Source organism: Brevibacillus sp. NSP2.1, from assembly GCF_000470975.2.
Classification (GTDB): Bacteria; Bacillota; Bacilli; order Brevibacillales; family Brevibacillaceae; genus Brevibacillus; species Brevibacillus agri.
Window position 1 is genome coordinate 530,960 of the sequence record NZ_CP048274.1, and the last position, 19,405, is coordinate 550,364.

At 55.5% G+C, this 19,405-nt stretch carries 19 protein-coding genes; 18 read left to right on the forward strand and 1 reads right to left on the reverse strand.

What is annotated here, in order from left to right; translation table 11 throughout:
• Nucleotides 1-127 precede the first annotated feature (127 nt).
• The 6 genes from M655_RS02560 (at nt 128) to spoIIR (ending at nt 4,775) form a co-directional block, all read left to right on the forward strand.
• Complete coding sequence (locus M655_RS02560; protein ID WP_242507491.1) at nt 128-469, forward strand: FAD-binding domain-containing protein; 342 nt, start codon at nt 128-130, stop codon at nt 467-469.
• Between the two features lie 29 nt (nt 470-498).
• On the forward strand, nt 499-1,074 hold the full coding sequence (locus M655_RS02565; RefSeq protein ID WP_005827801.1) for a thymidine kinase: 576 nt from the start codon (nt 499-501) through the stop codon (nt 1,072-1,074).
• 100 nt (nt 1,075-1,174) lie between these two features.
• Complete coding sequence (locus M655_RS02570; RefSeq protein WP_081414718.1) at nt 1,175-1,666, forward strand: sporulation protein; 492 nt, start codon at nt 1,175-1,177, stop codon at nt 1,664-1,666.
• A gap of 171 nt (nt 1,667-1,837) precedes the next feature.
• A complete protein-coding gene (gene prfA / locus M655_RS02575) occupies nt 1,838-2,914 on the forward strand; it encodes a peptide chain release factor 1 (protein WP_005827797.1) in 1,077 nt (358 codons plus the stop codon).
• Complete coding sequence (prmC, locus tag M655_RS02580; RefSeq protein WP_007786089.1) at nt 2,898-3,788, forward strand: peptide chain release factor N(5)-glutamine methyltransferase; 891 nt, start codon at nt 2,898-2,900, stop codon at nt 3,786-3,788. Before prfA ends, prmC begins: the two co-directional genes overlap by 17 nt.
• Nucleotides 3,789-3,932: 144 nt before the next feature.
• Complete coding sequence (gene spoIIR, locus M655_RS02585; protein WP_026557567.1) at nt 3,933-4,775, forward strand: stage II sporulation protein R; 843 nt, start codon at nt 3,933-3,935, stop codon at nt 4,773-4,775.
• 76 nt (nt 4,776-4,851) lie between these two features.
• On the opposite strand, the gene M655_RS02590 is transcribed toward spoIIR, so the two are convergent.
• Nucleotides 4,852-5,646 carry a DUF3298 and DUF4163 domain-containing protein gene (locus M655_RS02590; RefSeq protein WP_005827791.1) on the reverse strand — a complete coding sequence of 265 codons (795 nt, stop codon included), beginning with the start codon at nt 5,644-5,646 and terminating at the stop codon, nt 4,852-4,854.
• Nucleotides 5,647-5,877: 231 nt separating this feature from the next.
• Between M655_RS02590 and M655_RS02595 the strand changes: the two genes are divergently transcribed.
• The 12 genes from M655_RS02595 to bioB all read left to right on the forward strand — a co-directional run bounded on the left by M655_RS02595 (nt 5,878) and on the right by bioB (nt 19,389).
• Nucleotides 5,878-6,957, forward strand: coding sequence for an L-threonylcarbamoyladenylate synthase (locus M655_RS02595; protein WP_005827790.1), 1,080 nt, complete (start codon nt 5,878-5,880; stop codon nt 6,955-6,957).
• 55 nt (nt 6,958-7,012) lie between these two features.
• Nucleotides 7,013-7,573 carry a manganese efflux pump MntP gene (locus M655_RS02600; RefSeq protein ID WP_005827789.1) on the forward strand — a complete coding sequence of 187 codons (561 nt, stop codon included), beginning with the start codon at nt 7,013-7,015 and terminating at the stop codon, nt 7,571-7,573.
• A 33-nt stretch (nt 7,574-7,606) separates the two neighbouring features.
• Nucleotides 7,607-8,065, forward strand: coding sequence for a low molecular weight protein arginine phosphatase (locus M655_RS02605; protein ID WP_005827788.1), 459 nt, complete (start codon nt 7,607-7,609; stop codon nt 8,063-8,065).
• 151 nt (nt 8,066-8,216) lie between these two features.
• The gene (gene rpiB / locus M655_RS02610; protein WP_005827786.1) at nt 8,217-8,672 is read left to right on the forward strand and encodes a ribose 5-phosphate isomerase B; all 456 of its coding nucleotides are present in this window, start codon (nt 8,217-8,219) and stop codon (nt 8,670-8,672) included.
• Nucleotides 8,673-9,242 carry a TIGR01440 family protein gene (locus M655_RS02615; RefSeq protein WP_007786072.1) on the forward strand — a complete coding sequence of 190 codons (570 nt, stop codon included), beginning with the start codon at nt 8,673-8,675 and terminating at the stop codon, nt 9,240-9,242.
• A gap of 43 nt (nt 9,243-9,285) precedes the next feature.
• Nucleotides 9,286-10,536, forward strand: coding sequence for a serine hydroxymethyltransferase (glyA, locus tag M655_RS02620; protein WP_026557566.1), 1,251 nt, complete (start codon nt 9,286-9,288; stop codon nt 10,534-10,536).
• 416 nt (nt 10,537-10,952) lie between these two features.
• Nucleotides 10,953-11,582, forward strand: a complete 630-nt coding sequence (gene upp, locus M655_RS02625) for a uracil phosphoribosyltransferase (RefSeq protein WP_005827780.1) — start codon at nt 10,953-10,955, stop codon at nt 11,580-11,582.
• Between the two features lie 18 nt (nt 11,583-11,600).
• The gene (gene wecB / locus M655_RS02630) at nt 11,601-12,749 is read left to right on the forward strand and encodes a non-hydrolyzing UDP-N-acetylglucosamine 2-epimerase (RefSeq protein WP_005827778.1); all 1,149 of its coding nucleotides are present in this window, start codon (nt 11,601-11,603) and stop codon (nt 12,747-12,749) included.
• A 219-nt stretch (nt 12,750-12,968) separates the two neighbouring features.
• The gene (locus M655_RS02635; RefSeq protein WP_026557565.1) at nt 12,969-16,133 is read left to right on the forward strand and encodes a phosphodiester glycosidase family protein; all 3,165 of its coding nucleotides are present in this window, start codon (nt 12,969-12,971) and stop codon (nt 16,131-16,133) included.
• Between the two features lie 126 nt (nt 16,134-16,259).
• Entirely contained in the window at nt 16,260-17,657 is a 1,398-nt protein-coding gene (gene bioA / locus M655_RS02640; RefSeq protein WP_035422955.1) for an adenosylmethionine--8-amino-7-oxononanoate transaminase, read from the forward strand.
• Complete coding sequence (gene bioD / locus M655_RS02645) at nt 17,654-18,397, forward strand: dethiobiotin synthase (RefSeq protein ID WP_026557563.1); 744 nt, start codon at nt 17,654-17,656, stop codon at nt 18,395-18,397. Before bioA ends, bioD begins: the two co-directional genes overlap by 4 nt.
• Nucleotides 18,394-19,389: a biotin synthase BioB gene (gene bioB, locus M655_RS02650; protein WP_005827772.1), complete on the forward strand. Its 996-nt coding sequence runs from the start codon at nt 18,394-18,396 to the stop codon at nt 19,387-19,389. Before bioD ends, bioB begins: the two co-directional genes overlap by 4 nt.
• Nucleotides 19,390-19,405 lie beyond the last annotated feature (16 nt).

Below are 19,405 nucleotides of genomic sequence, written 5' to 3' on the forward strand. Positions count from 1 at the left end.
TCTCGGGCAGCAAGGGGGCAAACGATGACGGCCATCGGGGGAATCCGGCTGACGTGCTCTGCCAGCTCGCTCGCGAGACGGGCTATCCGATTGTCGATGCCGCGATGAAGCAGTTGAACGAAACGGGCTGGATGCACAATCGGTTGCGGATGATTGCGGCGGCTGGCAATGGAGCGCCTCTACCGGGACGGACCCGCAGCCGTACTTCCGCATTTTCAATCCGGTTTCGCAAGGGGAAAAATTCGATCCGGACGGAACCTTTGTCAAAAAATATCTTCCCGTTCTGCGGCAAGTCCCTCTACAATATATCCATAAGCCTTGGGAGATGCCTGAGCATGTGCAGGAAAAAGCGGGATGCAGGCTAGGAATTGACTATCCCGTTCCGCGCGTCGATCATGCGAGCAGACGGAAGCTGGCTATGTCTTTGTTTCAAGAGGCAAAAGACCGCTACGCCATGACGCGAAAATGAATCAGCTTTAGGCAAAGGGAGATAGAGACGTGGCACAATTATATTTTCGTTACGGGGCAATGAATGCCTCCAAATCTATTCAGTTGCTGACAGTCGCTCACAACTACGAGCAATCCGGCAAAAAAGTAGTGGTGTTCACGCCAGCCGTCGATGATCGGTATGGGGTGGGAAAAGTGGCTTCGCGGGTAGGCATCAGCAGAGAGGCAATTCCGATCAGCGAAGAGACGAATTTGTACGAAATAGTCGCAGCCGAGACGGTAAAGCCGCACTGTGTGCTGGTCGACGAGGCGCAGTTCATCAGCCGCCATCACGTGGATCAGCTCGTGGCGATTGTCGATCAGTTGGGCATTCCCGTCATCGTCTACGGCTTGCTGAAAAACTTCAAGAACGAGCTTTTCCCCGGCAGCGCCGCCTTGCTCTGTGAAGCGGACAAAGTCGAAGAGATCAAAACAGTGTGCGTGTACTGCAACAAAAAAGCGACGCATATTCTCAAATTCAAAAACGGACAACCTGTCTACACCGGAGAGACGATTGAAATTGCTGGCAACGACACGTACAGCAGCGTCTGTCGCAAGCATTACTACCATCCCCCGGCAAATCGCTGACGAAAATCAGCAGGAAAAAGCCACCCCTGGCTGCAGGTGTGCATGAGCCTGAAAGGCACTGCGCAGACTAAGCAAAACAGGAGGTGGCTTTTTCGTGCGAATGAAGCCTTTTGGAAAAAGCGCGCTGACAGTGCTGGGCATCCTCGTGCTTTCCTCTGCCTTGACTGTCGGGTGTGGCCGGAACGCGACTCAGGAGAAAGGGACCAATACACAGGCGATGGATGGGCAGTATCCGGCGGCGATCAGAGGCGAGCGCAGCGGGGATATTCTCCATCGTCCTGCTCCGCCTGCGGCCGATCGTGATTCGCTGATGGGGCGCAATCAAAATCCAAACGTCATCATCGGCCAATCCAATGTGCGCAATACGCAAATCGACATGAACAACATGGAGATGATGGCCAAGTCCGTAAAAGGCGTCGAGGACGCCCGCATCACACTGAATGGCGGCAATGCATATGTTACTCTTGACCTTGTGCATAACATTACGGCGAGTCAGGCGCGAGCGGTGGAGCAGGAGGTAATTGCGCTTCTCCAGCAAAAAATTCCGCGCTATGACTTCCACGTCACCTCCAATGAAGGCTTTCACCGTTGACAGGCGACGCAAGAACTGGTATGACAAGGCTCGGCATTGCCGGGCCTGTTTCGCATCGAAAAAAGAACAAATTTCCATTGAAATAATGCGCTTTGACTTATTTTCGCTTTCCTCCTATAATTTATCTGTTATAATCGTTTCTTAGTATTCTTTGCGATGGGGTGAAGTACAATGTTTGCACGCTTATCCGCAGTTGAAGAGCGTTTTGAAGAAGTAACGAATCTCCTATGTGACCCCGACGTCATCAGCGATACAAAACGCTTGCGTGAGCTGTCCAAGGAACAGGCTTCGTTGGAAGAAACAGTGACGACCTACCGTGAATATAAATCAGTTGTGAGTCAAATAGATGATGCCAAAGCCATGCTGGAAGAAAAGCTGGACGATGAAATGCGTGAAATGGTCAAGCTTGAAATCAGCGAATTGACTGGGCGCAAGGAGCAGTTGGAAGAACGCCTGAAAATTCTTCTGCTGCCAAAAGATCCAAACGACGAGAAAAACGTGATCGTGGAGGTGCGCGGTGCAGCAGGCGGCGATGAAGCGGCTCTGTTTGCGGCTGTTTTGTTCCGCATGTACACCCGTTTTGCCGAGCGTCACGGCTTTAAAATCGAAGTGCTGGAAGCAAGCCCGACAGACATCGGCGGCTACAAGGAAATCGTCTTCTCGCTGTCCGGCCGCGGCGCCTACAGCAAAATGAAGTTCGAGAGCGGTGCGCACCGCGTACAACGCATTCCGGCGACAGAATCCGGCGGACGCATCCACACGTCTACGGCTACCGTACTGGTACTGCCAGAGGCAGAAGATGTGGAAGTGGAAGTTCACGAAAAAGACATTCGCATTGATACGTTCTGCTCCAGCGGCGCTGGCGGACAGAGCGTCAATACGACCAAGTCTGCCGTTCGCGTAACGCACATTCCGACAGGGATCATGGTGTCCTGTCAGGATGAGAAATCCCAGCACTCCAACAAAGACAAGGCGTTGCGCGTACTCCGCGCGCGTCTGTACGACTACTACATGCAACAACAAAACGCGGAAGCAGATGCTACGCGCAAAAGCCTGGTGGGTACCGGCGACCGCAGCGAGCGCATCCGCACGTACAACTATCCGCAAAGCCGCGTGACCGACCACCGCATCGGTCTGACCTTGCACCGTCTGGAATCGGTGCTGGAAGGCGAACTGGATGAAGTGATCGACAACCTGATTTTGCATGAACAGACGGAGCTTCTGAAAAGCCATGCACACTCAGCTTGATTGGTCTGATGTCACGACGATTCGAGAAGCCCAGGTACGGGCTTCTTCCTTTTTGCGGGAAAAAGGGGCAAAGGACCCGCTGTTCGAAGCGGAGCTGATGATTCGCCACTGCCTGGGCTGGGACCGCACGCGCTATTTGATCTCGATGGCAGAGCCGATCGCCGCAGAGACACTGGCGAAGCTGGACGAGCTGTGCCAGCGCCGCAGCAGGCACGAGCCGCTGCAGTACATGTTTGGCGAGCAGGAGTTTTTCGGACGCGCCTTCACGGTGCGGCCCGGAGTCCTGATCCCTCGGCCGGAGACAGAAATACTCGTCGAGCAGGTGCTGGCTGCGGCAGCGGCTATTTGGCCGGAAAGCGAAGCGCTCGCCGTGGCGGATATCGGGACAGGCAGCGGGGCCATCTGCATCACGCTTGCTCTGGAGAAGCCGCACTGGCAGGTGACGACCGTCGATTTATCGCCGGATGCGACAGCGGTCGCGCGGGAAAACGCAGAGCGTCTGGGTGCCTCCGTGCGCTTTTTGCAAGGCGATCTGGTGCAGCCGTTGCTTGCAGCCGGGGAGAAGGTAGATATTCTCGTCTCCAATCCCCCGTATATTCCGAGCCGGGATGTGGACGAGCTGGACGAAGAGGTTCGCCTGCATGAACCGCGTCTGGCGCTGGACGGAGGCGACGACGGGCTGGATTGCTATCGCCGCTTGTGCGAGGCGCTGCCAGCTCTGCTCAAGGACAAAGCAGTCGTCGCTTTCGAGGTAGGCATCCATCAGGCGCAGGATGTGGCGACGTTGCTGCAGGCATCTGGCGTAATCGAGCAGGTGCAGATCGTGCCGGATTTGGCGGGAATCGAGCGGGTCGTTATCGGCGTAAGGCGGTAATGGCCCGGGCGTCTCGCCTTTTTTGCTAAAATTGTATGAATGTTTGTGCTTTGAGGTTTGGATTTTCGGCTCCTTGTCCATACTGAGGCTATAGAGAGAAGAGAAAAGGCTCGAAAGACTCAGTAGAGAGGGAGACGGTTTGATATGAAACGGATGCTGTTGATCGCGTTCAGTTTGTTTATGCTTATGATGTGCTGGGAGGGACAGCTTACTTCGGCCAATGTACTCGATAATGGGCCGATCCCTCAGGAATCAATTCGTCTGCGCATTATCGCCAACAGCGACTCTGTTCAGGACCAGTGGCTGAAGCGTGAAGTGCGCGATGCGCTGATCGCCCAGATGAACACGTGGGCGGAAGACATCAAGTCGTTTGAGGAAGCAGAGCAAATGGTCGCGTCCCAGTTGCCTGTTTTGCAAGAGGTTGTGGATAAAACGATCCGCGAACGCGGCTTTTCCTATAAAGCAGTCGTCGATTTCGGGCAAGTGCCTTTTCCGACAAAGTTGTACGGCTCTTATGTGTATCCGGCTGGCAACTACGAGGCGCTGCGGGTGCAAATCGGCGAGGCGAAAGGGCAAAACTGGTGGTGCGTACTGTTTCCTCCGCTCTGCTTTATCGACATGGCAAACGGAGATGCCGTACAGGCGGCAGAACCAACAGCGGAGACCGGGACAGAGCAGCTTCGGCCAGTGATGAATTCGGAGCCGACTTCCGCAGCTTCCGTATTGAAGCTCGACCAGGAAGTCGTAGAGCGCAAGGAATGGCAAGAATGGCGGCAAGAGCGTCTGGAAAGAGAAGACGCTGCGGACCGTAACGATCAGGCTGCGAGCGTTTCCCGTGCGGAACATGCAGTGGCCGTAGACGATGAAACAAAAGAGGAAGGAAACGAGCAGATCGAGGGGCAAGGGACGAGCGAGCCGGCAGCCCCTGCGCCGCAAGTAGAGGTGCGCTTCTACCTGTGGGAAAAGCTCGAAAGCTGGTTCTCCTGAGCCTTTAAAGTCTTTCCGTAAAAAAAACGACACCCCGCTGTCATGGCGCAGGTGTCGTTTTGGATTGAAAAACGGCTTACTTCTGAGTCAGGGCAGCGAGAATTTCCGGCTTCAGCAAGCTGTGGAAGCGATGGGCAGGGATGGTGAAGGCAGGCATTCCTGCTGCGTATGGGGCAATTTCGTACTGTCCGAAATGAATGACGAGATTGCCGTTTTCAAACGAGAAGCTCTGGTCGTCTGTAATGCTCTCAAAGCTGTACGGATTGTAGCCGTCCGCTGCTGTTTGTGCTTTGATCTGCTGGCTGATGAGCTGGTTGATAATGCTGCGGTAGTCGTAGCCGGACTGGAACAGGTCGGCGAGCTTGAGCGTTTTCGCTTTGGCCTGGTTGTCGATCGTGTAGTAGGTGACGTCGGTCATGCCGTGCGCTCCGCCAGTATAGATGTACGACTGGATGGAGAAAGACACGAGCTTGCCAGCCTGGTGTACTTCATAGGAAATATCGAGTGCGTGCGGCCGCGGCTCCCAGCCGTATTTTTTCGCTTCTGCCGCATCTTGCTTGCCTGCTTTTTGGCCTTCGGCAAGACCTGTCTGTGCTTGCTTGAGCAGGTCGGCGTTCAATTTGGCTTCAAAAGCTTTATCCTTCAACCCGCTAATGACCGGGATCGTCACCTTGCCCTCGAACTCTTTTGATTTGACGGTCAAAGTTTTCGGGGTGAACACCACTCCGGCTGCTTTCGGCTTTTGCGCTTGTACGGCAGGCACAGGCTTGGCTGTCGCGGCAGGAGAAGCTGCCAGGACGGGTGCAGTAGCGGCGGTCAGCAATACGGCTGTGCCGAGCAGGCTGGAAGTAAAGGATTTCAACAATGTCATATTCATTCACGATCCTTTCGATCTAAGGGAAAATGTTCCTCGCTTGTATGGACTTATTCTACTACATCGTTTTGACGGATGATGTTAAGAATTGGTAACAAAGACTTTTCCCAACACTTTTCCAAAAGTTATTCACAAGTTACCCACAGCCTGTTGAAAACTTCTGGATGCACATCTATACTAAAGGCACTTATTACAAAAGAAACGAGCTAGAGAAAGGATTTTTTTACGATGGAAATCAATTTAGTGACAAAGGTGTGGTCTGTGGATAACGATGTGGAAAACATCCCTAGTTGTACACAGATTGTGGATGCAGCCCGTTTGCTGCGCGCCGGGGAAGCGGTCGCTTTTCCAACAGAGACGGTGTACGGCCTGGGCGCGAATGCATTGTCTGATGCAGCAGTGGAGAAAATATTTGCAGCGAAAGGCAGACCGAGCGATAATCCGCTGATTGTGCATATCGGAGAACGGGAGCAGTTGTCCACAGTCGCAGGCACCGTCCCGGAAAAAGGCCAGAAGCTGATGGACGCATTTTGGCCGGGGCCGTTGACGATCATCCTGCCGAAAAACGATCAGGTCGCATCGCTGGTGACGGCAGGGCTGGATTCAGTCGGGGTGCGCATGCCGGACCATCCGATCGCTCTCGCACTTATCAAGGAAGCGGGCGTGCCGATCGCAGCTCCCAGTGCGAATCGCTCCGGCCGTCCGAGTCCGACCACGGCTGCACACGTGTTTGCCGATCTGGACGGACGGGTAGCGGGGATTGTGGATGGCGGAGCTACCGGAGTCGGTGTCGAGTCGACGGTAGTTGACGTGACGGTCGACCCGCCTGTCATCCTGCGGCCCGGAGGCATTACCCGCGAGCAGATGGAACGCGTGATTGGCCCAGTCGAGCTCGATCCTTCTTTTCAGGTGGGCGCGGTAGAGACGCCGCGTGCGCCAGGGATGAAATATACGCATTACGCCCCTGAGGGGGAAATGTGGCTGGTGACAGGCGACGAAGCACAGGTTCGCGCGAAAATGGCGGAGTTGCTCGCCGAAGCAAAACGGCATGGGCAAAAAACCGGGGTGCTGGCGACAGAAGAGTCGGCTGCTTACTGGCAGGAACAGGCGGCGGTGGACGTCGTCTTGTCCGTAGGCTCCCGGCACGATCTGGAGAAAGTCGCCCAGCAGCTTTACGCAGTGTTGCGCGAGTTTGACCATCAGCGCGTTCAGTTCATTGTCGGGGAAACTTTTTCACGCGAAGGCTTGGGCATGGCCGTGATGAACCGTCTGGAGAAAGCGGCGGGCGGACGTATCCTGTCCGTCTAAAACAGTCTAAACTCCTCCTTGTCCGCATAAGGTGAAGAGACGGGGGGGAGGCGGCTTGGACCAGGTGTTGTTTCAGTGGGGGCAATTTTTGACGTTGCTCATTATTGCCTTTGCTTTGAGCATGGATGCCTTTTCGCTTGGGATCGGCGTAGGCATGGTTGGAATACGCTTGCGGGAAATTGTAAAAGTGAGCATTACTATTGGGCTTTTTCATATTATGATGCCTGTCGTCGGGATTGCTGTCGGCGCTTATTTGTCCGATTTGGTTGGGGATATCGCCGTTTTCATCGGCGGAGGAGTCCTGATGCTGATCGGCTTGCATATGCTGTGGAACGGACTGATTCACGGCGATCAAAAAAGCGTCTTGAAGACAAGAGGAATCGGGCTGCTGCTGTTTGCATTTAGCGTCAGTCTCGACGCGTTGACGGTCGGTTTTTCATTTGGTCTGATCGAAGTAAACAAAATTCTCGCGATCTCCCTGTTCGGCATCATGGGGGCGGCCATGTCCTATTTTGGGCTTTTGCTCGGCAGAAGCGTGGGAGGATGGTTGGGCGATTACAGCGAATTAGTAGGAGGACTTATTTTGTTTTGCTTCGGGTTGAAGTTTGTCATCTAGGAGACGGATGCTGACAGAAAGGAGGGGAAATCATTGAAACGAATCTTATTCGTCTGCACGGGAAATACTTGCCGCAGCCCGATGGCGGAGGCGATGTTTCGCGCCAAGACAGCCGGACAAGAATTTGAAGTACGCTCGGCCGGAGTGGCGGCCTACGCAGGCCAGCCTGCTTCTGCACACGCCCAGGCGGTGCTTGCGGAGCGGGGCATCTCGCATGCGCACGAGTCAAGCCAACTGGATGAGGCGCTGATCGAGTGGTCCGACCTCATTTTGACGATGACGAACAATCACAAGCACGCCATCCTGACTTTTTTTCCGGCGGCGGCAGACAAGGTGCATACGCTGCAGGAGTTTGCGGGAGTGGAAGGCTTGCGGGATATTGCCGATCCCTTTGGCGGAGCGCTGGAGGATTACCGCCGGTGCGCCGAGGAAATCGAGGAGTCGCTGGACAGGCTTTTGGAGCGGTTGATGGAAGTTCGTTTTCGTAAATAACGGGACATAGGAGGTGCTGGTTGGTAGCCAGGACCTTGTTTCTTGTGAGAGTACGAACATTTTTTAATCAATCAACCTAAATGTTCACTTTTTACTTACGGCTTTTTGATGTATAATGAGTGAGATCATGAAACAAGCGAGGGATGGCAGAATGAAAGTGGCGATTGCTGCAGATCACGGTGGATACAAGCTGAAAGAGGAAATCAAGACTCTGCTCGCCTCCATGAACATCCAGACGGAAGACTTCGGTTGCTCTTGCGAGGATTCGGTAGATTACCCTGATTACGCCTTGCCCGTAGCGGAAAAAGTGGCAGCAGGCGAGTTCGACCGGGGCATCCTGGTTTGCGGAACCGGCATCGGCATGTCGATCGCAGCCAACAAGGTTCCTGGCATTCGCTGTGCGCTGGTGCACGATACCTTTTCTGCACGTGCTACCCGCGAGCATAACAACACGAACGTTTTGGCTATGGGTGAGCGGGTGATTGGCCCTGGCCTGGCGTTGGATATCGTGAAAATTTGGCTGGAGACGGAGTTCCAGGGCGGCCGCCACGAGCGCCGTGTGGAAAAGATCACGCAAATCGAAGCGAAGCACGCGGGAGTGAAGTAAGTGGACCTATCCGCTATCGAACAAGAGGTTCGTCAGTTGGTGGAGGAAGTGGCCGGGCTGGCCGAGCTTCGGGCCGGACAAGTCATGGTGATCGGGTGCAGTACAAGTGAAGTGCTGGGCAAGCACATTGGAAAAGCTGGCAGCCGGGACGTGGCCGCCGCCATTTATCGCGGCATCCGCACTGTGCAGGAGCAGCGCGGCTTTGCTGTGGCCTTTCAATGTTGCGAACATTTGAACAGAGCGCTGGTGCTGGAGCGCGAAGTTATGGAACGCTACGGGCTGGAAGAGGTTTCGGTCGTTCCGGTGCCGACTGCTGGCGGCTCCATGGCTGCGCACGCTTTTACGCAGCTTGCCGATGCGGTTGTGGTGGAGCAGATTCGCGCCCATGCTGGCATTGATATCGGCGACACGTTGATTGGCATGCACCTGAAGCAAGTGGCCGTGCCTGTGCGCCCCTCGCAGCGGACTGTGGGAGAAGCGCACGTCACAGCCGCGCGGACTCGCCCCAAGCTGATCGGCGGCGCGCGAGCTGTCTATGAAGTTGTACCCCAAAATGAAAGCTGTACCTAAAAAGAATGTGGGACAAGCCCATTTTCAAGGAGGAGAATAAATCATGCTAGAATTTTTGCGTAAACAGGACCCGCAAGTATTGGAAGGCATTCAACTGGAGCTGGGAAGACAGCGTGACAAAATCGAGCTGATTGCATCCGAAAACTTCGTTAGCCGTGCGGTTATGGAAGCGATGGGAACGGTACTGACCAACAAATACGCAGAAGGCTATCCGGGCCGTCGCTACTACGGCGGTTGCGAATACGTCGACATCGTGGAAAACATTGCGCGCGATCGCGTAAAAGAAATCTTCGGTGCCGAGCATGCGAACGTACAGCCACACTCTGGCGCGCAAGCTAACATGGCGGTTTACTTCACCATTTTGCAGCCAGGCGACACTGTACTCGGGATGAACCTGTCCCACGGCGGCCACCTGACGCACGGAAGCCCTGTGAACTTCTCCGGTACGCTGTACAACTTCGTAGAGTATGGCGTAGATCGAGACTCCCACTTGATTAACTACGAGGATGTGCGCGCAAAAGCTCTGGAGCACAAGCCTAAGCTGATCGTAGCGGGAGCAAGTGCTTATCCGCGCACGATTGATTTTGCCAAATTCCGTGAAATCGCGGACGAAGTGGGCGCGTACTTCATGGTAGACATGGCGCACATCGCTGGTCTGGTTGCGGCTGGCCTGCATCCAAACCCGGTTCCGCACGCGCACTTCGTCACCTCCACTACGCACAAAACATTGCGCGGCCCTCGCGGCGGTCTGATCCTCTGCAAAGAAGAGTTTGCAAAAGCGATCGACAAATCCGTGTTCCCAGGCGTGCAAGGCGGTCCGTTGATGCACGTGATCGCGGCAAAAGCCGTTTCCTTTGGCGAAGCGCTGCAACCTGACTTCAAAGACTACGCAAAACGCATCGTGAACAACGCCCGCGTCTTTGCGGAAGCGCTGCAAGCAGAAGGCCTGACACTCGTCTCCGGCGGAACCGACAACCACCTCGTACTGGTTGACGTAAGCAAAATCGGCCTGACTGGTAAAGTAGCCGAGCACCTCCTGGACGAAGTGAGCATCACCACCAACAAAAACACCATCCCTTACGATACGCAAAGCCCATTCGTCACAAGCGGTATCCGCATGGGTACCCCAGCCGTCACCAGCCGCGGCTTTGACGAAGAAGCGATGAAAGAAGTAGCAGCCATCATCGCGCTGACCTTGAAAAACCCGGAAGACGCAGCCAAACACGACGAAGCCCGCCAACGCGTAGCCGCGCTGTGTCAACGCTTCCCGATGTACGAAGGCTTGACGATTTAATTTTCAAGAAAATTTCTTAAGCAGACAGACCCCGTGAGCAACCTCGCGCGGGTCTGTTTTTTGGCTTTCTTTCTGTCTTTTTCCTGACAAACAGCCACGCGGAGAAGACGGTTTCCAGGCGCCGCGACTTGCGAAGTCCGACCCAGCGGAGCGACGAAGCGCGGGAAAAAGGAACGTAACCCTGAATAAACTGCGAAGCGGCTACCACTTTTACGTTCCCCCGCGCTTCGTCGCGTAGCGGACAGTCAATCCCACAGCGGGACGTAGAATGAAGCCTAGCCTGGAAACCGTCTTCTCCCCACTACAGCCCCTCCCAGACAAAGAAAGAAAAAGTACGAAGATTAGGCAAATTGACGGCGACTCTCTCCTTCGCTATGATGGAAAAGATGCATTGATAGGGAAACGGAGGAACGTACATGAGCCGTGTATATGTGTTTGACCATCCGCTGATTCAGCATAAAGTGACGTTTATTCGTGACAAGAATACAGGAACCAAAGAATTTCGCGAACTCGTAGACGAAGTAGCAACCTTGATGGGCTACGAAATCACCCGCGACATGCCGCTTGAGGAAACCACCATCGACACCCCGGTAGCCACCTGTAAGTCTAACGTGATTGCCGGCAAAAAAGTTGGACTCGTACCGATCCTCCGTGCAGGACTTGGCATGGTCGACGGACTGCTCAAGCTGATCCCGGCCGCAAAAGTCGGCCACGTGGGACTGTATCGTGACCCGGAAACCTTACAGCCAGTAGAGTACTACGTCAAGCTGCCTTCCGATGTAGCCGAGCGCGAACTGATCGTGATTGACCCGATGCTTGCGACTGGCGGTTCTGCTGTCGCGGCGATTGCTGCGTTGAAAAAACGCGGAGCGAGAAATCTCAAGCTCATGTGCCTGATTGCTGCTCCGGAAGGCATCAAAATGGTGCAGGACGAGCATCCGGACGTAGATATTTACGTAGCTGCCATTGACGAATATTTAAATGACCATGGATACATTGTGCCTGGCCTCGGCGATGCGGGCGACCGCTTGTACGGCACAAAGTAGGCGGAGAGGGTATTCCAGATGAAAACAGTAAAAGTAATGACGGTATTCGGGACGCGTCCGGAAGCGATCAAGATGGCCCCCCTTGTGCATGAGCTGAAAAAGTACAACGGGCAAATCGAATCGGTCGTCTGCGTGACCGCCCAACATCGCCAAATGCTCGACCAGGTGTTGGGGATTTTCGATATTTCGCCGGACATTGACTTGAACATTATGAAAGACCGCCAGACGCTCGTTGATGTGACCACGCGCGCCCTGCAAAGTCTCGATGCGGCGATCAAGGAAGTAAAGCCGGATATCGTTTTGGTGCATGGCGATACGACGACTACATTCGTTGCGAGCTTGGCCGCTTTTTACAACCAGGTAGCGATCGGCCATGTGGAAGCGGGCCTGCGCACATGGGACAAGTATTCGCCGTTCCCGGAAGAGATGAACCGCCAACTGACAGGCGTGATGGCCGACCTGCACTTCTCCCCGACAAACGGGTCTGCTGACAACCTCAGACGGGAAGCGAAGCCGGAGGAAAGCATTTACGTAACCGGAAACACTGCGATTGATGCGCTGAAAACGACAGTGCGCGAAGATTACACACACCCGGTGCTCGACCGTGTAGGCGACTACAAACTGGTGCTGATGACGGCCCACCGCCGCGAAAACCTGGGCGAGCCGATGCGCCGCATTTTCCGTGCGGTCAGAAGACTGGTGGACGAGCATCCCGAGATTGCCGTCGTGTACCCGGTCCATCTCAACCCGGCTGTGCAGGAAGTAGCGCAGGAAATTTTGGGCGATCACGAGCGCATTATACTGATCGAACCGCTTGATGCGCTCGATTTCCACAACTTCGCCCGCCGTGCTCACCTGATCCTGACCGATTCCGGCGGAGTCCAGGAAGAAGCGCCGTCCCTTGGCGTGCCTGTTCTGGTTCTCAGAGATACAACCGAGCGCCCAGAAGGGATCGAAGCCGGTACGCTCAAGCTGGCGGGTACAGACGAAGAACAAGTTTACGCGATGGCACACGAGCTGCTGACCAACCAGGCAGCCTACGATGCAATGGCGCACGCTGCGAATCCGTATGGGGACGGAGAGGCTTCCCGCCGTATCGTAGAAGCGATCCTGCATCATTTTGGATTGCGTTCCGAGCGTCCTGAGCCGTTCAAGCCGGGACAGTAATCATTTGCCCATACAGCCAAGAGTGACCCGTCCGGTATCGACTGCTATCATCCGGACGGGTTTTTCTGCTGTTTTGGCAGACTGACGATTTGGATTGTTTTCCCAAAAGAGAATCTGCAAAATTGGCGAAACTATCCACTACTTCGGTGCGTCTAACGAATAGTTACCGACTTACATAGGGAACAGACAGAGTTTGGAAAATGGAGAGGAGTCACCAACATGAGAGCGCAAAGGATAGTGACGCTGCTCACGGCTACGACGATGGCCTGGGGAGCTTTTGTTCCGTTTGTGCCCCTTGCGACGAATGTCGCGCACGCCAGGGCGGAAACCAGTGCATTGAATATGGTGTGGCAAACCCCGATTGGCGAGGGGACCACTTTGCTCAAATATACGAAATCGTTTGCGAATCAGGTCGTGACCATCATGGTTACCAAGGTCGACCTGAACAACCCGTACGTGGAGGTCAAGCCCGTCTACGGGACCGCCGGCAAGCTGACGGAAAGACAGACCGTCACCCAGATGGCGCGCGAAACAGGCGCGGTTGCGGCGATCAACGCCGACTTTTTCAACATGTCCAAGCGGGGCGCGCCGTTTGGCATCGTAATAAAGGACGAGCAGTTGATTTCCTCGATGGGGCTGATCTCGTACTGGTATAGCCTGGGGCTGACCGGAGACAAGGTCGCGATCATCGACAAGTTCGGGTTTGGCGGAAAAGTCACCGCGCCGAACGGGGCTGTCTACTCGATTCAAGGCGTCAACAAAGAAGAGTACAATCCGAGCGACGGCCGCAAAAGCCACCAGAACCAACTGAACGTCTACACGCCTTCCTTTGGCAAAACCAGTCTCGGCGCAATTCCGGGCTACAAGGACGTCGTCGAGATTTTGTTCGTGGACAACGTCGCCAAGGAAGTGCGCGTCAACCAACCGGGAGTCTACATACCTTACAACGGATACGTCTTGTGGGGACACGGCGCGGCAGCGGCCTTCCTCAAACAAAATTTCCCGGTGGGCGCCAAAGCGACCATCGAGTACCAAACAACTCCGCAAACACTCGACCTGAAGCAAGCCGTCGGGGGCAACGTGCTGCTCGTGGATCAGGGCAAAGCTTTGACGTCGTTCCAGGCGGACAAGTCGATCACTTCTGTCAATGCACGCACGGCAGTGGGCGTGTCCCAGGATGGCAAGACGCTGTACATGGTCACCATTGATGCCAGCAAAGGCGTTTACCTGGACGAGCTGGCAAAAATCATGGCAGAGCTCGGCTCCTACCGTGCCGTGAATTTTGACGGTGGCGGCTCTACGACATTGGCTGCGCGCATGCTGGGCGAGACGCATGCCAACCTCGCCAACAAGCCGAGCGGCGGTGCCGAACGCCGCGTGCCGACCGGCCTTGCTGTGTACAACACCGCTCCGCCAGGAGAATTGCGAGGATTCCAAATTGACGTGCCAGCGGACATCCTCATCGGCCAAACCGTGACGCTCAATGCCTCCAAAGGTTACGACACGCATTACCAGCCATACGCGATCAATCCGGCGAACGTCACGTGGGAAATCCCGCAAGCCGATGCAGGAACAGTAGAGGGACAACGCTTTACGCCAGCCCGCTCCGGCCAGATTACACTGACGGGTCGCCTGGGCAACGTGGCGCAAAACAAAGAGGTGCACGTCATTGCGGGCAGCGAAGTCCAACAAATCGTCGTCTCCCCGAATCCGGTCACGATCGCACCGGGACAAGCCGTGACGCTTGATGTGAAAATCAAGACGAAAAAAGGAGCGACGATTCAGGCGACGCCGCTCAGCGTCAAAGCGAGCGTAGACTCCGCAGTCGCTACCGTCAACGACAAGCTGCAGTTGATAGCAGGAAGCGAACCGGGAAATGGACACCTGACGATTACGTATGACGGTGTGTCGACAACCGTTCCGTTTGCGGTCGGTCAATTCGAACAGCCATGGCTGACGTTTGACAACCAGGTCGGCATGTACCACGCGGCCAACCCGAGCAGCATCAGCTCGGCAGGCTCGTTTGCGCTCGTTCAGGACCAGGTGTTCCGCACGAAAAAAGCGGCGAAGCTCGTCTACAACTTCTCCGGAGCGCCAGCGAACAACATGCGCATCTCTTACGGCGTGCTGGGCGCCCAGCCTGTCGCCATCCCGGGCAAGCCGCTCGGAATCGGCTTGTGGGTAAACGGGGACAACAGCAGACATTGGCTGCGCGCAGAAGTGCTCGATGCCAACGGCAAAACTGTCTACGTCGATCTGGCCAAAGAAATCGACTGGACAGGCTGGAAGCAGGTAAAAGGCTACTTCCCGAGCAATGCCGCCTATCCGTTGAAGCTGAAGAGCATCTACGTAGTCGACCAGCCGAATGACGGCATTACGCATGACAAAGGAACGCTGTACTTCGACGAGTTCTCGCTCCTTTTGCCGAACCAGACAGGCCAGCCGGGCAATGCGGTTGTCGTGCCTGAGCTGCCGGACAGCACGTCGCTGGGCGCGGAGCTTGACCTTGCCTACTCGTTTGAGAAAACCGCTCCGTTTTTGGACAGCGCTTTGGTGGAAATCGACTCGATCGTCAACCAGCAACTGCCCGGGTATGTCCCTGCGGACTACTCGTTCACGATCAAGCCGGGAGAGCGCAAGGCAGGCACGGACGATGCGATCTCGACTTCCCCGATCAAGCTGACGCTTGTGCCGAAGAAGTGGATTGCCGGAAAAGGAATCGGACTTCTGTACGTCAACGAAACCAACCAGACGCTCGATCCGCTCTTGGGCACCAAAAACGCGCAAGGGCAGTGGGTGTATGAGGTGAACAGCTACGGCAAATACGTTCCGTACTATATGGACGATGCAGGCGCGGCGAGTCCGTCGTTCACCGATATCGCCAACCACCCGGCCAAGAAGGAAATCATGTTTATGGCGGAGAACGGATACGTCAAAGGATTGACGGAAACGAGGTTCGGACCGGAAACTTCGCTTACCAGAGCGCAATTCGTCACCTTGCTGGCACGTACGTTCCACTGGGAGCTGCCCGACTCGCCGAAGCTCAGCTTCAAGGACAAGGTGCCTGCCTATGCGCAGGGAGCGGTCCAGGTGGCCGTTGCCAAAGGCCTGGTAAAAGGCTACGAGGACAAGACGTTCCGTCCGGACCAACCTGTGACGAGGGCAGAAGCGGCTGTCATCCTGGACCGTCTGGTAAACAAAAAGGGAGCGGCCAAAACGGTTTCCGACAAAGGAACATGGCCGTCCTGGGCTGCCTCGTCCATCACCAACATGGTTGGGCTCGGCCTGATTGATCCGGTCAGCGGAAAATACCAGCCGAACAAGCCGACGACCCGAGCGGTATGTGTCGTGGCGCTCTATCGCATTTTGCAGCAAACCAAATAAAGCGCACAAAGCAAAGACTATGCTTCTCCAATCACGGGGGAGCGTGGTCTTTTTTTGTTTCCCGCTCCAAAGAAAAAATCGTTGTCAAAAATGGTAAACCGAATTAACATTTTAGTTAACAAATATATGTTAACCAAGGATGTGGTATGGTTGTTACATACTTATGACTATGACGAGCTGGCGCAAAAGAACAAGCAATTTTTGTGGCATCCATTTACGCAGATGAAAGACTACAACGCGCAGGAGCCTTTGATTATTGCCAGAGGCGAAGGAGTCAAGTTGATCGACGTCAATGGCAAGGCGTATTACGACGGCTTTTCTTCCGTATGGCTGAACGTTCACGGCCACAATGTCCCCGAGCTGAACCAGGCGATCATGGAGCAGCTATCGCAAATCGCGCACTCGACTCTGCTGGGAATGGCAAACGTGCCGTCCATCCTGCTGGCCGAGCAGCTTGTGCGAATCGCTCCGCCTGGACTCAGCAAAGTGTTTTACTCGGACAACGGCGCGACTGCGGTAGAAATCTCCCTGAAAATGGCGTTCCAGTATTGGCAAAACCGCGGGCAGACGGGCAAGCATTCGTTTATCACGATGAACAACGCCTACCATGGCGACACGATCGGAGCGACCAGCGTGGGCGCAATCCCGCTGTACCATCAGGTTTACAAGCCACTGTTGTTTTCTCCGCACGTCATCCCTTACCCGTATCCGTACCGGGATGGAGGCGAACAGGCGGCCATGGAAGCAACCTTGAGCCAGTTGGAGAGCTTGCTGCAGCAAAAAGCAGGCGAGATTGCCGCCATGATTGTCGAGCCTGTCGTCCAGGGAGCCAGCGGAATGATCGTCATGCCGGACGGCTGTTTGAAACGGATTGCCGAGCTTTTGCGCGCGCATGACGTGTTGCTGATTGCGGATGAGGTGGCGACAGGCTTTGGACGGACGGGAAAAATGTTCGCCTGTGAGCACGACGGCGTAGTGCCAGACATCATGGCCGTTGCCAAAGGGCTGACCGGAGGCTATTTGCCTGTAGCCGCCACGCTTGTTACCGAAAACATCTACGACGCTTTTTACGCGGACTACGAGGAACAGAAGACGTTTTTCCACGGCCACTCGTTTACCGGGAATCCGCTCGGCTGTGCCGTAGCGCTGGAAAACTTGCGGCTGATGGAGGAGCGAAGACTGGTCGAGCAGGTGGCAGAAAAAGCGGTCGGTCTAAAGCAGCTTTTGCAGCCGCTAAAGGCAGAGCCGCACGTCGGCGATATCCGGCAAAAAGGCTTGATGGCAGGAATCGAGCTGGTCCGGGACAAGCAAACGAAGGAGCCGTACCACTGGAACGAGCGCATCGGCGTCCGCGTCTGCCAGCGGGCGAGAGAAAAAGGGCTGCTGACCAGACCGCTGGGCAATGTGATCGTCTTCATCCCGCCGCTTGCCTCCAGAATGGGCGAGATTGCGGAAATGGTGCAAATTTTGGCCGAATCCATCCGCGAGGTCACGCTGGAACAAAAGGGGCAGACGGTGCGATGAAGAAGGAGTTTGCAGGATTGTTCGTTGCCGGGACGGATACGGAGGTGGGCAAAACCGTTGTTACGGCTGGAATCGCGGCCGCGCTGCGCGAGAGAGGCTCGGATGTCGGCGTGTGGAAGCCCGTTCAATCCGGGGCGTTGGCGCATGAGCAGACGAGCGATGCTTTTCGCTTGCGGGCCTGGAGCGGTGTAGAGGACTTGTGCGAGGAAATTGCGCCTCTGGCTTTTTCCGCGCCGCTGACGCCCTGGCTGGCAGCACAAGCCGAGGGCAGGACGCTCGCGCTCGACGAAGTGGTTGCGGGCGGGCATTTCTTGATGGCGAAGCACGACTGGCTGCTGGTAGAGGGGGCCGGCGGGCTGGCAGTGCCTCTGACGCAAACGGAGATGATGATCGACCTCGCCGTCAGGCTGAACCTGCCGCTGTTGCTGGTCGCCCGCGCAGGGCTTGGCACGATTAACCACACGCTCTTGTCGGTCTGGTATGCACGCTCCCGGGGGCTTGAGGTGGCCGGCGTGATTTTAAATGAAGCAGCCCCCGCAACGGCGACCGACCAGAGTATCGCCACGAATGCCGCGATGATCGAGCGTTACGGAAATGTGTCTGTCTGGGGAGTGCTGCCGTACATGGGCGGAGCGTTTACCCAACAGCAATTGGCTGAATCGGTGAGGGCGCATGTGAACGTGTCGCCTGTCGAGAGTGTGCTGAAAAAGCAAACTATTAAAGGGGAGATACAAGGATGAACAAGACGGTTGCAGTGAACTGGAACGAGTATGCAGAGAAGGCTGTGCAAAAGGAAGCGCTGACGCAGGAGGAGGCGTTGCGCGTCTTGCAAGCGCCAGACGATGAGCTGCTGCCGCTATTGCACGCCGCTTTTCAGGTCAGGAAGCACTTTTTCGGGAAAAAGGTCAAGCTGAACATGATCCTGAACGCCAAAAGCGGCCTGTGCCCGGAAGATTGCGGGTACTGCTCGCAGTCGATCGTCTCCACGGCTCCTGTAGCCAAGTACACCATGCTCGACAAAGACACGCTGCTGGCAGGAGCGCGGGAAGCGCTGAACCGGAAGGCAGGGACGTACTGTATCGTCGCTTCCGGCCGTGGTCCGACCGAAAAGGAGCTGGGCCAGGTGATCGAAGCAGTCAAAGAAATTCGCGAGACAATGCCGCTGAAAATATGCGCTTGTCTCGGCATCCTGAGCGACGAGCAGGCACAGCGGCTGAAGGAAGCGGGCGTGCATCGCTACAACCACAACCTGAACACAAGCCGCAACCATTACTCGGCGATCACGACGACCCATACATACGATCAGCGGGTGGAAACCGTCGATACGGTGAAAAAAGCCGGGATGTCACCGTGCTCTGGCGTCATCGTCGGCATGGGGGAGAGCGACGAGGAGATCGTCGAGATGGCATTTGCCTTGCGCAGTCTGGATGCGGATTCGATCCCGGTCAACTTTTTGAATGCGATTCCGGGGACTCCGCTGCAAAACCAGGGCCGCACGCCTGCTCAAAAGGCGCTGAAGGTGTTGGCGCTGTTCCGCTTCGTCTGCCCTGACAAGGAAATTCGCGTGGCAGGCGGACGCGAGGTGAATCTGCGCAGCTTGCAGCCGCTGTCGCTCTACGCGGCCAATTCGCTGTTTGTCGGCGACTATTTGACGACGCCGGGACAGGAGATTTCCAGCGATCACAAAATGATCGAAGACCTTGGCTTCGAGATCGAGCTATGTGCGCTGTAGGTAAAGAGGTGTGGCA

Excerpts from the sequence above, each read along its gene's own strand:
- M655_RS02635 (WP_026557565.1), top strand. The coding sequence starts at position 12,969 with ATGAGAGCGCAAAGGATAGTGACGCTGCTCACGGCTACGACGATGGCC.
- wecB (WP_005827778.1), top strand. The coding sequence starts at position 11,601 with ATGAAAACAGTAAAAGTAATGACGGTATTCGGGACGCGTCCGGAAGCG.
- M655_RS02590 (WP_005827791.1), bottom strand. The coding sequence starts at position 5,646 with ATGACATTGTTGAAATCCTTTACTTCCAGCCTGCTCGGCACAGCCGTA.
- upp (WP_005827780.1), top strand. The coding sequence starts at position 10,953 with ATGAGCCGTGTATATGTGTTTGACCATCCGCTGATTCAGCATAAAGTG.
- bioB (WP_005827772.1), top strand. The coding sequence starts at position 18,394 with ATGAACAAGACGGTTGCAGTGAACTGGAACGAGTATGCAGAGAAGGCT.
- bioD (WP_026557563.1), top strand. The coding sequence starts at position 17,654 with ATGAAGAAGGAGTTTGCAGGATTGTTCGTTGCCGGGACGGATACGGAG.
- spoIIR (WP_026557567.1), top strand. The coding sequence starts at position 3,933 with ATGAAACGGATGCTGTTGATCGCGTTCAGTTTGTTTATGCTTATGATG.
- rpiB (WP_005827786.1), top strand. The coding sequence starts at position 8,217 with ATGAAAGTGGCGATTGCTGCAGATCACGGTGGATACAAGCTGAAAGAG.
- M655_RS02570 (WP_081414718.1), top strand. The coding sequence starts at position 1,175 with ATGAAGCCTTTTGGAAAAAGCGCGCTGACAGTGCTGGGCATCCTCGTG.
- glyA (WP_026557566.1), top strand. The coding sequence starts at position 9,286 with ATGCTAGAATTTTTGCGTAAACAGGACCCGCAAGTATTGGAAGGCATT.
- bioA (WP_035422955.1), top strand. The coding sequence starts at position 16,260 with ATGTTAACCAAGGATGTGGTATGGTTGTTACATACTTATGACTATGAC.
- prmC (WP_007786089.1), top strand. The coding sequence starts at position 2,898 with ATGCACACTCAGCTTGATTGGTCTGATGTCACGACGATTCGAGAAGCC.
- M655_RS02595 (WP_005827790.1), top strand. The coding sequence starts at position 5,878 with ATGGAAATCAATTTAGTGACAAAGGTGTGGTCTGTGGATAACGATGTG.
- prfA (WP_005827797.1), top strand. The coding sequence starts at position 1,838 with ATGTTTGCACGCTTATCCGCAGTTGAAGAGCGTTTTGAAGAAGTAACG.